14 protein-coding genes and 1 pseudogene are annotated in these 15,513 nt (G+C 35.2%); 11 read left to right on the forward strand and 4 right to left on the reverse strand.

Features of this window, described 5'->3' with window-relative positions:
• From ACJAT7_RS13485 to ACJAT7_RS13525, 9 genes are all read left to right on the forward strand, one after another.
• Positions 1 to 275: hypothetical protein (locus ACJAT7_RS13485; protein ID WP_415227323.1), on the forward strand; the 275-nt coding region annotated here is incomplete at its 5' end.
• Positions 276 to 682: 407 nt separating this feature from the next.
• Complete coding sequence (locus ACJAT7_RS13490) at positions 683 to 1,765, forward strand: DegT/DnrJ/EryC1/StrS family aminotransferase (RefSeq protein ID WP_415227324.1); 1,083 nt, start codon at positions 683 to 685, stop codon at positions 1,763 to 1,765.
• A 59-nt stretch (positions 1,766 to 1,824) separates the two neighbouring features.
• Positions 1,825 to 2,514, forward strand: a complete 690-nt coding sequence (locus ACJAT7_RS13495) for a WbqC family protein (protein WP_415227325.1) — start codon at positions 1,825 to 1,827, stop codon at positions 2,512 to 2,514.
• A 116-nt stretch (positions 2,515 to 2,630) separates the two neighbouring features.
• Complete coding sequence (locus ACJAT7_RS13500; RefSeq protein WP_415227326.1) at positions 2,631 to 3,584, forward strand: NAD-dependent epimerase/dehydratase family protein; 954 nt, start codon at positions 2,631 to 2,633, stop codon at positions 3,582 to 3,584.
• 27 nt (positions 3,585 to 3,611) lie between these two features.
• The gene (locus tag ACJAT7_RS13505) at positions 3,612 to 4,607 is read left to right on the forward strand and encodes a hypothetical protein (protein WP_415227327.1); all 996 of its coding nucleotides are present in this window, start codon (positions 3,612 to 3,614) and stop codon (positions 4,605 to 4,607) included.
• A 127-nt stretch (positions 4,608 to 4,734) separates the two neighbouring features.
• Entirely contained in the window at positions 4,735 to 5,436 is a 702-nt protein-coding gene (locus ACJAT7_RS13510) for a sulfotransferase (protein ID WP_415227328.1), read from the forward strand.
• Entirely contained in the window at positions 5,436 to 6,893 is a 1,458-nt protein-coding gene (locus ACJAT7_RS13515; RefSeq protein WP_415227329.1) for a lipopolysaccharide biosynthesis protein, read from the forward strand. Before ACJAT7_RS13510 ends, ACJAT7_RS13515 begins: the two co-directional genes overlap by 1 nt.
• A gap of 479 nt (positions 6,894 to 7,372) precedes the next feature.
• Entirely contained in the window at positions 7,373 to 8,434 is a 1,062-nt protein-coding gene (locus ACJAT7_RS13520; protein WP_415227330.1) for a glycosyltransferase family 2 protein, read from the forward strand.
• Complete coding sequence (locus ACJAT7_RS13525; protein ID WP_415227331.1) at positions 8,415 to 9,401, forward strand: glycosyltransferase family 2 protein; 987 nt, start codon at positions 8,415 to 8,417, stop codon at positions 9,399 to 9,401. Before ACJAT7_RS13520 ends, ACJAT7_RS13525 begins: the two co-directional genes overlap by 20 nt.
• Before the next feature lie 15 nt (positions 9,402 to 9,416).
• On the opposite strand, the gene ACJAT7_RS13530 is transcribed toward ACJAT7_RS13525, so the two are convergent.
• From ACJAT7_RS13530 to ACJAT7_RS13545, 4 genes are all read right to left on the reverse strand, one after another.
• Positions 9,417 to 10,586: a glycosyltransferase family 4 protein gene (locus ACJAT7_RS13530; RefSeq protein WP_415227332.1), complete on the reverse strand. Its 1,170-nt coding sequence runs from the start codon at positions 10,584 to 10,586 to the stop codon at positions 9,417 to 9,419.
• A gap of 22 nt (positions 10,587 to 10,608) precedes the next feature.
• Complete coding sequence (locus ACJAT7_RS13535; RefSeq protein ID WP_415227333.1) at positions 10,609 to 11,712, reverse strand: DUF1972 domain-containing protein; 1,104 nt, start codon at positions 11,710 to 11,712, stop codon at positions 10,609 to 10,611.
• Between the two features lie 104 nt (positions 11,713 to 11,816).
• Positions 11,817 to 12,851, reverse strand: coding sequence for a DUF354 domain-containing protein (locus ACJAT7_RS13540; protein ID WP_415227334.1), 1,035 nt, complete (start codon positions 12,849 to 12,851; stop codon positions 11,817 to 11,819).
• Positions 12,848 to 13,822, reverse strand: a complete 975-nt coding sequence (locus tag ACJAT7_RS13545; RefSeq protein ID WP_415227335.1) for a glycosyltransferase family 2 protein — start codon at positions 13,820 to 13,822, stop codon at positions 12,848 to 12,850. The genes ACJAT7_RS13540 and ACJAT7_RS13545 overlap by 4 nt, the downstream gene beginning before the upstream one ends.
• A gap of 299 nt (positions 13,823 to 14,121) precedes the next feature.
• On the opposite strand from ACJAT7_RS13545, the pseudogene ACJAT7_RS13550 reads away from it, so the two are divergent.
• Positions 14,122 to 14,250 (forward strand): annotated as a pseudogene (locus ACJAT7_RS13550) (integrase core domain-containing protein); the annotation flags it as partial.
• A gap of 445 nt (positions 14,251 to 14,695) precedes the next feature.
• Positions 14,696 to 15,454, forward strand: coding sequence for a glycosyltransferase family 2 protein (locus tag ACJAT7_RS13555; protein WP_415227336.1), 759 nt, complete (start codon positions 14,696 to 14,698; stop codon positions 15,452 to 15,454).
• Positions 15,455 to 15,513 lie beyond the last annotated feature (59 nt).

Here is a 15,513-nt window from a genome sequence, read left to right on the forward strand (position 1 = left end):
AATGGTTAACTTATCCATCAGTTAGATTTAAAAGCCTACATCAAGTCACTACATTACATTTAGGGTCGCCTACTCGTCTTGATATGACAATTGAAGAGCGCTGTGCAGAAATGCAAAGTTGGCTTAATAGAATTAACGAGGACTTTGCTTACTTCAATCAATTTGCACAGGTACAACTTTTAGCAAGTTGGAATAAACAAATAACTGATATAGTTTCACCCATTAGACATTTTGGGGTGGTGATTAATAAGCTTTATCACGAACTCTTCAGTTAATTCAGTAAAGAAAACTTGAATAAAAAATGACGTTTAATCTTTGAAACTGTAAAATGGTTCGATTACCGATTATCTTGGAAAGCCCACTCTAATTTAACTGATGTGCGCGTTCAGTTTAGAAATAGTTAGCGGACAGCCACTTACGCTTAACAAAATCGTGCTCGCATGTAAAAAAACTTTATGGAGCTACTGCATAAAGCCAATGCTGAACAGTCACCAATTACGTATGAAAACTCATTTAGGAAAGTGTCAGGTTGCGCTTGATCTGAACAATTGTTAAAGAGAGCATAAGCAAGGAAGAAAATGATATGAACACATGCAGTTACCATTTGAAAATAGGCTTTATAGCTTCTGCGCACAAATTGAAAAATTACTTCGGTGAATACTTGATGAGTTTAATAAATTAGATGATTGCACTAAATAGCCCACTTAAACCAGACCTTAAAAAATTACAGTTTTATCTAGAAAAAATTAATCAAAATGGTTGGTTTACTAATTTTGGTCCACTGCATGATGAGTTAACTGAAAAACTTCAAGATTACTTGGGCGTTAAAAATCTATTATTAGTCTCCAATGGCACCATAGCATTGCAACTGGCAGGTCGGGCGCTGGGTGTCGATAATATTGTCACTACACCATTCAGTTTTGTGGCCACTACTAGTGCATTTCATTGGCAAAAAGACACCCTTTCTTTTGCTGATATAGACCGCCAAAGTTATAATCTTTGCCCAAATGCGGTGAGTCGCGCCTTGGACCAAGATCCAACCCTAGATGCTATTGTTGCTACCCATGTATACGGCAATCCGTGCGATGTAGAAGGTTTTGAATCACTAAGTAAAAAAAGAAACGTAAAAGTAATTTACGACGCGTGTCACACTTTCGGAGTTAACGTTGGAGATCAATCTGTACTCAATTATGGCGATGCCAGCACCTTAAGTTTTCATGCCACTAAAGTGTTTCATACCGTTGAAGGTGGTGCCGTTATATTCAAAGACCAGCAACATTTTGAAAAAGCTAAACACATGATTAACTTCGGTATTGCGCCAGGTAAAGGCATTGAAGAGACTGGAATAAATGGAAAGTTAAACGAATACCAAGCGGCAGTTGGATTAGTTAATCTAGAGCGAATGGATACTGTTTTGAAGCACAGATCTGAACTTTTCAGCCAATATATCGCAGGTTTAAAAGATGTGGTTGAATTACCAACATGGCATTCACAAGCTAATTATAATGGTGCCTATATGCCCATTAAACTTAAAAATAGCCAGCAAGCCGAAAAATTAATCAGCAAACTGGCTGATAGCCAAATTCAAAGCAGAGCGTATTTTTCACCAGCCCTAGACACAGTATTTACTGAATGTAAGAATCATGGCACACCTAATACTGATGCGGTTACCGATGGTATACTTTGTTTGCCTTTGCATGTTGATATGACGGCTGAGGACACTGACAAAGTAATTGGTAAAATTACAGAATCAGGAGTTTTATAAGTGGTTAAAATGAACGTTTGGAAAAGTCTACTTATAACATCCACAAACTGAGAATTGATATGATATTAGCTGTAATGCAACCTTATCTATTTCCATATTTGGGCTACTATCAACTTGCATATCATAGTGACAAGTTTATTTTTTATGACGATGTGAATTTCATCAAAGGCGGCTTCATAAATCGCAACAATATTCTGGCTAATGGACAGAAACAGTTGTTTACTGTGCCAGTAGAGAAAGCATCTAGTTTTAGTAAGATCAACGAGTTACACTTCGTTGCCAACCGTAAAAAAATATTAAGAAGTATTGAGCAGAATTATCGAAAAGCACCTAACTTTGAAGCAGTTATGCCTTTAATAAGTCAAATATTTTCAGCAAAAGAAACACAAGTTGCACGTCTTTGCAGGGACTCCGTTTTGGCTGTTTTTAACTATCTTGCAATTGAACTAGATTACAGCTTTTCAAGCGAGTTAGATTACGATAAAAGTGCTTCTGCTGCCGAGAAGTTATACGCCATGTGCTCTTTAAATAATGCTGATAAGTACTGTAATATGAAAAATGGCGAAGTACTTTATAAAAAAGAACAATTCAAAGCGAAAAACATTGAGCTATCATTTTTGGAAATCTCAAACCTGAGTTACCCCCAAGGCAAACATGATTTTGTCAGTCATTTATCAATCATTGATGTATTGATGTGGAATGCTAAGGATGATGTCAAAAAGTTGCTTCAAAAATACAACATTTCGTAGCTTCAATTGATGTTCAATAACAAAGCTGGTGCTCAAGAGTTGCTGAATGAAATAGAGCCTATATTGTAAACATTTAGCCCTTCAGATTAATTTCAAATATATGCAGAGTGAATTTTATGAGTAAAGTATTAGTGATAGGTGCATCAGGTAGTTTAGGTTCTGGTTTGGTTGAATTTATTGCAAATAAACATGATGTGACAGGAACTTACCTAAATTCAAAATTATCCAATAACAATATTAGTAAAGTTCGTCTGGATATTAGCGACAAAGATTCTTTTGGACAATTAGAGACTGATTACGATGCAGTTGTTTTTATTGCTGGGACTATGCCTGCATCAATGGAAGGTTATGATCAAAATCAATATGTTAACGTCAATATTACGGGCACTTTAAATGTGCTTGAGTTTTGTCGAATAAATAACATTAAAAAAGTCATTTATGTCATGACTTTTTCCGATGTGTCTGGCTCTTTTTATAGCGGTGTTCCAATAAAGGAAACTGACGCACGAACGTTAACTTACACCGGTGACCACGCTGTGTATGCAATTTCCAAAGTAACTGCATGCGAAATGTTAGAGCACTATCACCAGGAATATGGTTTACAGACCATTATTTTTCGAATACCAACTGTATATTGTTGTGATGACAATGTTAATTATTATGTAGATGGCAAAACAAAAACCAAGGCCTATATTAATATGATCCGCTCTGTCACCAGTACTAACCAAATTGAACTTTGGGGTGATACTAACAATGCTAAAGACATGCCCTATATTAAAGATTTTACTAAATTAATTGATAAAGCAATTACTCACAAAACCGCCCAGGGATTATTTAATGCTGGAACAGGTAATCCGGTATCGCTTGATGAATTTGTATCTGCAATTATTAAAGTGTTTTCTGAGGGACAATATGTCAAAAAAACCTATAAACCTGAAAAACCCTCGCAACCAAACTTCACTTTTGATATGTCTAAAACGTCGCGTACGTTTGACTATCATTGCGAATACGGAATAGAAGATATGCTCCTAGACATCAAAAAACATGCTTCTCCAAACTTACTCAAATAAACACTATCCCTATTCACTAGGATGTATATGAAAAAAATAGTTATTCATTTAGGGCTACCCAAAACGGCAAGCACAACTTTACAACATCACCTATTTCAAAAGTTATATGAGCAAGGCAAAATTAACTTTCTTGGTAAAGTATTAAGCGTCGATGATAAAACAGGTCAAATACATACGACTAATAATAGCGGCAAAGTAATACGTGATATATGTGAAGGTAAGCTTGAACGTTCTGCAATTAATACATTAGATAAAATCCTTAGTGACACACTTTTAAACGTATATAGTGATGAAGGATTAATGGCATGTTATCCAGGACTGGACAACCGTTCTCTAGAGGAAAAGCTAACCACATTAAAATCTATCCTTGCCCCCTATGAGGTAAAAATATTAATTTCGCTAAGAAACCCCGTTGATTATTTCTACTCATTGTATGTTCAGTTTTATGGCCAATATTATTTAGGAAATAAGGATTACGATACATTTGATAGTTATATCAGAACTTATGAAAAAGACAGACACAATAAACTATACGAATCATTTCACTATGCGGATTTGTTAAGCAAGTTGGGCTTATTATTTGAAACTCAAGTGATTTTGTTTGAAGATCTTAAACATGACAAAAATCACTATTATGAAACAGTCGCTAAAACTTTAAGCCTACCTACTGCAGAAATTTCAAAACTATTAGAATCTAAACACGAAAACAAAAAACAACATATTGAAAATTCAATAATTGCCGTATCTAACAAATCTTTGGCTTTACGTTTATCTAAATTTGAGAAAAGATTAAGGACGAATAAAGTAATATTTAAGATTATTCAATTCATGTACCACAGCAAATTAATTCCGGTGAAATATTTACTCAATAAAAAAATAACAACTACAACTAAGCTTGATAAACTTACAAATGAACAGAAAACAAAACTGGCTGACTTCCTTTTATTAAGTGCTACTTTTGATGCTGAATATTATGGTTTAGAGCGAGAAAAGTTAATTAGATATTCTTATATCACGCCTTAATATTTGAGGCTTACGTCTAACCATATTTTAAGTATTATAATCCAGACAATGATGATTTTTCATCGATCAAACAAAAATATTTGGTTGTTGGTATCAAAAACATAATAGGCAAAAGCAGTGCTAATAGATGATTAAAAAAACATTACAAAAGACAATTATAAAAACTTTCAAAGAATTAAATAATTTATTTAATTCTTTGAAAGTAATCGGCAAACCGAAAATATTTTGTATTGGGTTAAATAAAACAGGTACCACATCTCTAAATGCTGCGTTAGTTGAATTAGGAATCGTTGTTGCTTGTGAAAAAGATGCTAAAATATTATTCAAAAATTGGGCTGAACGAGATTTCAAGCCTATTCTTAAGTTCTGCAATCGAGCTCAAGCATTTCAAGATTCTCCTTTTTCTTTTCCTTACACCTTTGTTGCTTTGCAACAAAAATTTCCAAATAGTAAGTTTATCCTTACTATACGTGATGATGAAGAGCAGTGGTTCAACTCGATTACCAAGTTTCACTCTAAACTTTGGGCAAACAATGATGGAATACCACCAAACAAAGAACAACTTTTAAATGCAGTTAATTCATATAAAGGTCGCCCATGGGACGTAAATAGAATTTTATTTGATACGCCGGAAAACGAGCCTTATAAAAAGGAAGTATTACTAGAATTTTACAATACATATAATAAATCAGTAATTGACTATTTTAAGACAAGGCCAGATCAATTATTGGTAATAAACCTAACAGATAAAAATGCTTATAAAGAATTTGTCAATTTCATTGGTGCCAGTTCAAAACAAACAGAGTTTCCTTGGAAAAATAAAACTTAATGCAAAATTTAGAATCAAAAACGACTTCAGGAGTTTTTTGGAGTTTTTGTGAACGATTTTTAAGCAAAGGTATCGGGGTGATTACCACCTTGTTTTTAGCATGGTTTTTAGTTCCAGAAGACTATGCACTTATCGCCATGTTAGCTGTTTTTATAAGTTTATCTTCAGTACTTGTTGATGCAGGCTTAGGTCAAGCATTAATTAGAAAACTTGAAGTGTCAGAATTAGAACTCAACACTGTTTTTTACACTAATTTAGTTTTAAGCGGATTAATTTATCTTATTTGTTATTTTGCGGCGCCGCTAATTTCAGAGTTTTACGCGGAGCCTCGCCTTATATTATTGATTAGGGTGGTATTATTTTCAGTTTTTTTACAATCATTAATAGTTATTCAAAAAACGGTACTTGTTCGCGCTTTAAATTTTAAAGATCAACTGAAAGTAATTTTGCCCGCATCTTTTGGGTCATCGTTAATTGCAATTATCCTTGCATATTTGAATTTTGCTGAGTGGGCATTAATTTTTCAAATTATATTTTACCAACTTTTTCTTTCTATCAGTTATTGGCGACTAAAGTTATGGCGACCAAGTTTTCAATTTAGTTTTACCGCATTAATGGGGCTTTGGCGTTTCGCCAGTTATATTGTTTTCGACTCCATGATTTCCATTCCTTTTCAGAACATGTATTTAATTACATTGCCTAAATATTTTGCGGCAGGACCAGTTGGTATTTATTTTTTTGCTCAAAAGATTAAAGTTATTTTAATCGAATTTATTGTTGGGGCAGTTCAAAGTGTTACTTATCCTGCGCTATCTAAATTACAGGACGATAATGTAAGATTGAAAAAAAGTTATAGAACTCTAATAAAAGTGACCACATATTTAATCTTTCCAATGATAATGTTTTCTTGTGCATTAGCTCCTTTATTATTTGAAGTGTTATTACCTGAAAACTGGTACGGTGCAGCAATTTATCTACAACTAATGTTAATAGCTTCAATACTTTATCCTATTAACTCAATCAATTTAAATATTTTAAAAGTTAAAGGCCGTTCTGATTTGATTTTCTATATTGGTGTCGTAAAGAAACTTATAATAATAAGTATTTTTATATATACATTAAATTTTGGCATTATCGAGATTATTATTGGCCAAATTGCTGCGAGTATTATTAATTATTTACCTAATGTCTATTTTACTTCGCGACTAATTAATTATTCAGCAAAAGAACAATTAGGTGACTTTATACCGGTGTTAATAATTTCTGTTTTGATCGCTGCGGGTATCTATTGGTTGGAGCCTATACTTGGAATAAATCCAAGTATTAAACTAATTTTGTTAAGTCTTTTGGCCTTATTTTTATACGTACTATTTACCGCGATATTTAATTTCCAAGCTTATAATTTAGCAAAGGACTTATTCTTCAAATATAGAAATAAAACGATAACCCCAAAATGAAAAATAGCGGTGGAGAAAATTAGATAATTTCATTAACTATACATAAGCCAAAATTTATGGAAGCAGCGTAAATTAAAAAGCTATTGACGGGATGGGACACCTAATATGGTGTAGCAACATTTATTAGTTGACAGAAGAGAAACATGGTGTAATTAAAAAGCTGAGTACCAATGTTTACAGCAAAGGTTGCAACGGAACATACCTATGATGCGGTAAATTTTGACCACGCCCTAATTTTACTCAATATATAGGTTAAATTTACAAACGGATTTTCATAGCAACTAGTTTTAGAATTTAAAATGAAATATTCCACATTAAAAATGTCAATGATTACCATCGCCATGTAAAGGCTCATATGGACAGATTTCAAACTATTGCGACAAAGAATTTAGGTTGGGTTCTAACTTCGGATACAAGTAACATTCTAGCAAAAATAAGTTGTCGAAATCTTAATTACACTTGGCGGGATCAAAGCTTAAATGACTGTAAAAAATAAAAATTTAAGATCAGAAAAAGATATTTTGTCCTCATGGAACAACGTAAAAAACATTATCGTAAGTATTGTTTGTACCGCGTATAACCACGAAGATTATATAGAGTCAGCCTTGTTTGGTTTTTTAATGCAGGAAACCGATTTCGCTTTTGAAATTCTGATAAATGATGACGCATCAAAAGACAAAACTCCGGCGATCTTACTTCACTATCAGGATTTATACCCTCAAATCGTAAAACCTATTTTACAGTCTGAAAATCAATATTCACAAGGTATAAAGCCAATGCAAAGCCTATATAAAAAGGCTAAGGGAAAATATATTGCTTTATGTGAAGGTGATGATTATTGGAATGACAAACATAAATTACAAAAACAAGTTGCGGTGTTTACTGAAAACAAGAAGATTTCTTTGTGTTTTCATCCCGCAATTGAACTGGACCACGTGGCAAATCGCGAAAATATAATGTGTCAACATTATCCCAATAGTGGACCAGTAAAAACTGCTGATGTAATTTTAGGCAGAGGGCCTTTTATGCCCACGGCATCCTTAATGTTTATTAACCAAGACATTGAAACGTTAACTAAGTCTTATGAAAGCGCACCTATCGGTGACTATTTTGTTCAGATTTTCATGTCTTCTCTTGGAGAGGCATATTATCTGAACGATGTCATGTCAGTATATCGCCGAAACGCGGTGGGCTCATGGACAACCACCTCTCATAAACAACTAACAGATCAAATTAGTCACAAACAATCCATGATAACGGCCATTGATAAGTTTTCATATTTTCTTGCCAATGATAAGCACAATAAACACCTAAAAAAAATCATGTTGTTTTATGCTATCGACAGCTTAAAAATTACAAAAGGTTTGAGTGATTTTTTCTTTGCTTTAAAACAACTTACTAAAGTTTCTAACGACTTATCAATTTATAATAGGCACATTTTACTTACTCAGGCTTTCTTCGGAGGTATTATAAAAAAGGCTACTCAGTTGACGAAAAAAATAATAAAGAAGGTTTTAAAGCATGAATCCCCCTCAAGTTAGTGTCATTGTTCCTGTATATAATGTTGAAGAGTATTTAGCAGACTGCCTTCAGTCAGTATTATCTCAGCAGGGTATAGAGCTTGAGGTAGTGATTATAAATGATGGTGCGACTGATGGCTCATTAGAAATTGCTCAAAAATTTGCCGAAAGTGATGCCAGAGTTAAATTGTTCTCTTTCGAAAATGGTGGACTGTCAATTGCCCGTAATAGAGGAATTGAAAAAGCAACCGGTCAATACATACAGTTTTTGGATAGTGATGACATGCTTCCGGTAGACTCTTTAAAAAACGCAGTGGCTATAATTGAAAGCAAACAATTAGACATGTTACTTGGCAGCAGCGACGTACTACAAGATCATAAAATGCCATTAGAAAACATACCGCATTCTGATTACGACAGACCTGTGGAGGTTTTAGATAAGGTCAAAAGTGGTCAAGAAATTTTTGCGGACTTAGTTGAAACAACATTCCACCCATCAGCTTGCCTATATTTAGTTAAAACAGAATTAATTAAGGAATTTAGTTTCTTCCCCAATATTTTACATGAAGACAATCTATTCACTACAAGTTTAATGCTATCTGCTAAATTGAAAAAAGTAATGGTATCGGACATTAAACTATATTCGAGACGAATTAGACCAGGGTCAATAATGACCTCAGCGAAAAGTGTAAAGCATATACTTGGATTTTGGATTACGTTTAAAAAATTGAATATTATTCAAAAAGGCCGCTATTCCAAACGAGTTAAATCGGCGATCAGCAAGTTTGCAAATCATCTTTTAGCCGAGACATCGCTATCCGCAAATTCAGTGTATAAAAAGACGTCAATAGATTTTTGGTCTTGGCGTGCCAAAATGATAGTTTTCGCTATTAGTAGGATTTCAATACTTTTTTCACCTAAAGCCTTACTTAAAGTAGTACTGCCTGAATTATATCTAGTATTAATAAAGCAAAAAAATAAACATTGAAAAAGTTGTACAAACTCATATATAGATAGCAGAGTTAATCACTAACTCAACGTCTTGACGATACTTTTCTAATGAGAACCTGCTGCTTACATCAATCATGGCTTCTCGCGAAATTGCATTATAAGTGTTTGGTTCATTTATCAATTTTTGCACTTGGTTAGCCATGTCATTGATGTCATGTTTTTGATAAAACAGCCCAGTTTTATTGTGCACTATTATTTCTCGTAAACCACCACTGTCAGCGGCAACAACGGGACAACCAACCGAACAAGACTCGACAACTATACGACCAAAGGCTTCGTTAGCCGACGCTGCCAATGACACAGCGGAAGAGCTGAAATATTCCAATGGTTTATCGACTAAGCCAACAAAATCCACATACTGGGACACACAGGCTGCTTTGCATATACTTTGTAATTGACTGACATACTGAGCGTTGCCTTTGCCTATTATTTTTAATACGACATCAACCTTTCGTTTTCGTAATTCAATTAGGCAATTAATGGCATCGTGCTGGCCTTTTTCATGCCTTATAGTACCGACTATTATTAAATTTATGGGTTGTTGCTCAATAACTAATTGTTGATGCCTATTGTCAATAACTTGTTCGGTTTTAAACTCGAAACCGTTATATATGACAGTGGATTTAGTATTACTGAATATCTTTGTAAATTTGTCCGAGACAACTTGAGAGTTATAAATGATGTGACTAGTGGTTTTTTCTACAATTTTTTTCACATATGCATCGCTGGGAATGAAAAAGCGATTTAAATCTTCTTGAACAAATTCACGTATGTGCCAAATATGTTTTTTATTTAATTTTTTGGCAATCAAGGCGCCAAAATTGGTGGCCAGTGAATTGGTGTATACAATATCAATGTGTCGTTTTTTTAATTTTAAAATACAAAAATTGACCAACAAAAAATTTAGCAAAAAGCCGACTAGATTAAATGGATATAATTTCAGTGACGTTATCCAGTTGTAATAAGGAAATACCATGACGGCAATCCCTTCGCTTTCTAACTTTTCAGATAAAAAACCTTTACATGGCAATAGCACTTCTGGTGTGACATTTGAGTTTTTGGAAAGGTCTGTAACTAACGCTAATAATGATCTCTCTGCGCCATATGCCAATCCAGAATGTGATACAAACAAGACCTTTTTTTTACTCTGACTTTCAGACATCGATTAATAGCCTTTTTAAAAATTAGTCTTGCGATTTTTGAATTTGCTTGTAATAAATATCTATAATTCTGTCCCAATTATAAATATTAATGACTCTATTTTTGACGTTGGTTTTGTGTTCTTCGGTCACACCGTTAGCGTCAATACGATTGAGTATTTCGCTTAATTCCGGCACGTCGCTAAAAAAGTCTCCATTACCGTCTGTGACTTCTCGATTAAAAATATTATCATGGGCAATGATATTATTTCCCACAGCCATCGCTTCTAACAAAGAAGGATTAGTGCCTCCAACGCTATGCCCGTGAAGGTAAGAGATACAGTAATAACGTAATGCATTTAATTTAGTTTGGTCGTATATGGTGCCTAAAAAGACAATACGTTCGTCTGCAATGGCAATTAAATCCTCAACGTAGTCAGTGCCACTTTTATGATCGCCAAGTATCACTAGTTTCTTTTGCACATTTGATTGCATAAACCCAAGTAGGATCTCTTTCACATGGTTTTCTGGCTCTAATCGACAAACAACTAGGTAATACTCATTGGGATCAAAACCTAGCTTGTGAACAATTTCAGTATCAGGTGCTTGCTCGCACAACTCAGCACCATATGGGATCATAGTAGACTTATGCCCCACATTATAAGCACTGTCTAAATGCTCTAAAATGCCTTGAGCATCTGCAATTAGCTTGGTAGCAAATCGCGCAGCGCACCATTCATTAAATTTCAAATAGGTCTTCGCCATTGCTGACCATTTACTTCTTTTCCATTCCAAACCGTCCATGTTCACCCAAAATTTGGTGCCAAAAAGCCTAGGAATGAAAAAAGCGAAGCCAGCGTGATACCCCAACATGTATACAACATCATAATTTCTGAGGGTTTTAACAATGCTAACTAAATCAAACCAAACAGACCGAATTCCAACAATATTGGGGGTTTTAAAGTATAAGAGGTCGACCCCTTTATAGTCAGGTTTATCATATTTTTGTGTGCTTTCACAAAAAACGGTAACCTGACAACCTTTGTCAGTTAAGCCTAATGCGAGTTGTTCAGCGAAAGTTTCGAACCCACCAAATTCAGCAGGGATTCCGCGGCTACCAATAATCGCAATTTTCAACTTCTTTTCCATTTAAATCCATCCTGAAGCGCTCAAGTAACTTGAATGATGATAATCAAGCACTCTATTATTAAAATTTGTAATGCAGTTAAGATTTAGAAAGCCTTAATGAATTATTAGGCACTCCCATGTTTTACTATTTCATCACGTATATAGTGGCTTAAATTAATTTTTCCCTCGTAGAATCTATCCAACCGCTCATCCCACTGGGGACCTGTAACCTCTTGTACACTCTTAATAAGATTGCATATCGCATGTGTTTGGATATCTAAGAGCGTCCAAAGTAGTCCTTGGTTAGCTAATTCGTCTGTATAACCACGTTGATCATTTGCCGCATAAATTGCTGGTACACCCAACATGACCGATTCTCCGGCCATTGTTGCACTTTCACCAATATATAATTCACAATGTGAAAGCAAGTGATGAATCAAATGTTTATCGCCTTTATATAAATAGGTAGAAAAATGCTCTGGCAGCTCGTCCTCTGAGGAAAGGTGTACAACGCCATCATATTCATTAGTTATGTAATCAATTACATCTGCTAATACTTGGTCATTCCAGCCATTGACGCCAAAATCGTGATTGGCGTTCCAAGCAACTAATCGAATAAAATAGTTTTTCTTGTTTGGGACAAAGCCTGCTTTAACGGCACTTTCCATATCAGGTGTAAAGTTGTCTTGGTGAAAATATGAAAAGTCTTTAGTACCTGGGAAAACAGATGATTTGCCAGGTGGAATTGCACCCTGATAGGAATCAGGCACATACATGTGAGTAATAAAAGGGGTAGTTAACCGTAACTGCAAATTGGCCTTTTCAGTGTCATAAAAGCTGAGCGATGGCACACCTAATAGTTTACCTATATGCGATATACTGACGCCCCCAAAACCAGCCATGACATCAGGTCTAAAATCACGCACTTCTTTGAAAAGTGATATGTCCCTTTTGATTAACTCTAATCCTAAGCCTATGACCCCTTTCTTGGCTTGAGAGATAGGTTTATGTGCAAGTTCATACAAATCCAAAAGTTCACAGGTTACATCTTTAACACGACTAACAATCCTAACTTCGTGTCCACCTTTTCTCAGTTCTTTAATAGGATTAAGAAAAAACAGGACATCGGCAGGATGCACAATATCAATCAATACCTTCACTTGTCTTTCCTATCAGGCTCTTGTGTTTTGTTGAGTTCTAGTTCAATACGCCTGACCTTTTCCAAAGTCTGTTCAATAAGTTGACGATTGAAATTCATTAAGTCAGCCAGCAAAGCGATTAAAAACGAAATAAAACCCAAAATTGTAAACACCCCACCCAGTACAAGTGATTGTAAATGCCCTTCACCATCTCCTGTAAAGTAAAAATATAAGAAACGAAGGATGGGTATGGCACCTAATATAGATAAGGTTAAGCCGATAAAAAAGAAAACCTTAAGAGGCTGATACATCGCGTACATACGTACAATGGTGGTGAGTTGTCGTTCGATGAACTTTGGAATACTGCTGAAAAGGCGTGATTCGCGAGTTTTTTCGTTAGTTTCAACCGGCACTGATGTGACGGCCATATGTTTTTTCCCGGCCTGTATTAAGGCTTCAATGGTGTAGCTAAAAGGGGAGACAATATTTAATTGTAATGCTGCATCACGGCTATAGGCCCTAAAACCGCTCACTGCATCGGGTACTTTTACACCCGACAGTGTTTTAACCACGTAACTACCGAGTCTCTGTAAAAACTTTTTGAACGGGGAAAAATGCGCAACTTTGGCGGTATTTCTATCACCTACTACTAGATCGGCTTTTCCGTCTAATATAGGTTGGATAAGTTTAGGGATATCCCAGCCGGCATATTGATTATCGCCATCTGTGTTAACAATAATATCAGCACCTAATTTTAAACATTCATTTAAACCGGTTCTGAACGTTCTGGCTAACCCTCGATTGTTTTTGTTGATAACAATGTGGTGCACACCTAACGCTTTTGCTACTTCGATGGTTTTGTCGGTAGAGCCATCATCAATGATCAAAATTTCAACCACATCTACCCCGTCGATTTGTTTGGGGATGTCGTTGAACGTTGCGGGTAAGGTTGCTTCTTCGTTAAAACAGGGGATTTGGACAATTAACTTCACTAACAAACTTCCTTTTCACTTATATTCCAATAAATCTCAAAGTTTTAGATCGCATAACAAAAGACAGTAAGAAATGGCATGTTTTGAATTTTAATTAATATAATTATTGCATTGATATTGCTTAAGTTCTAGGGCTTGTGGCCGTATCTTAATAACTTTTGAACTATATCTTGAAACAAATTGCTATTCTTTTTCACCGTGTGCCAGTTTTACCAAATAAAGGTGAAAAAATCCACATTGTTCATCAGTTAAAACATCTATCTCAACTGGGCCAACCTAAATGGTATTAAACTGCTCTGATTCAACCTGGAAACCCTCAGCAGAATGCCTATATTGAGCGTTTTAACCATACTGCTCGATATGATTGGCTAGAGCAATAACTATTTGAAAGTATTGAAGAAATCCAGCAGCAAGCGATAAATTTTCTATAGGCATACAACCATGAACGACCTAATATGGGACTGGGCGGCATTACATCAAAATAGAAATGCGAGTTAGTTGCATTAACCTCTGTATCAACTTCGGTTATAAATGAGGGATCAACGTATGTTTGTGAATAATAAAAATAATAAAGAGGGCTTTCAGTTTTGTACGTTGGCTAATACTGTTGATATGGCGCTACCTTAACAGATTAACACTTGTACAAGTATAAACACATCAATACTGGCAGGGTTGTGGAGCATGTTACAGCATCAAATCAATTACAGAGTTTAGTTTTATTAGTCTACCAAACGTAAAAAAGCTAAGTGGGTTTCTTTATTTCCAAAGTGCCCTCTCGTGTTATAGTAATTTCACTTGGGCAGTAGCGTTTTTATTGCTAAAAACGAGCAATACGAACGAACTAAAAAATCATGCTTAATGGGTTATTATTCAATGGTATCAAAAGAAAAGTCACCGCTAATTAGCGTTATTACCGTTGTATACAATGCTGAAAAATACATTGAAGGCTGTATACAAAGCGTGGCACAGCAAACCTATCAAAATATCGAATACATTGTTGTGGATGGTGGTTCGAAAGACCGTACCTTAAATATTGTTAAGCAATATTTACCCCATATACACAAGTGGACGTCTGAGCCAGATACCGGTATCTCCAATGCAATGAATAAAGCTATTGCCCAGGCCAGCGGTGATTATTTAGTGTTTTTACATGCTGATGATTATTTTGAGTCTAATGAGGCGATAGAAAAGGCACTGGCCGGTATAGATGACGACACTGATGTTATATTGGCTGATATTTTATTCGGAAAAAACCTCAAACGACAAATATCCCAGGGGTTTAATTTTAGAATGAATTTCAAAACCGGTGTGTTTCATCAGGGCTGTTTTTGCAGTAAAGCGTTGTTCGCCGAGATAGGAGATTTTGATGAAAACCTCAAAATCGCGATGGATTACGACTTCTTTCTAAGAGCTTACCGCAAAGGTGTGAAATTTCAATTTAGCGGTACTATATTGTCGGTTATGCGGGATACGGGGGTAAGCTCCCAACAAGACTGGCCCACCCTTTCCAGGCGATTTAATGAAGAAAAATTCGTCCATAAAAAGAATTGTGACTCGCCATATAAAACAATAATCTATGCATTTTATTGGGCGCTGTATATGCCTTACCGTAAATTCAAACAATTAATGTAAATATGGCATTCGGTCAAACCGAACACAAAAAATAATAAAAGCAGGGAATATAATGAAAA

Origin of the sequence: Psychromonas sp. (genome assembly GCF_047632995.1) — a bacterium.
Taxonomy (GTDB): Bacteria; Pseudomonadota; Gammaproteobacteria; order Enterobacterales; family Psychromonadaceae; genus Psychromonas.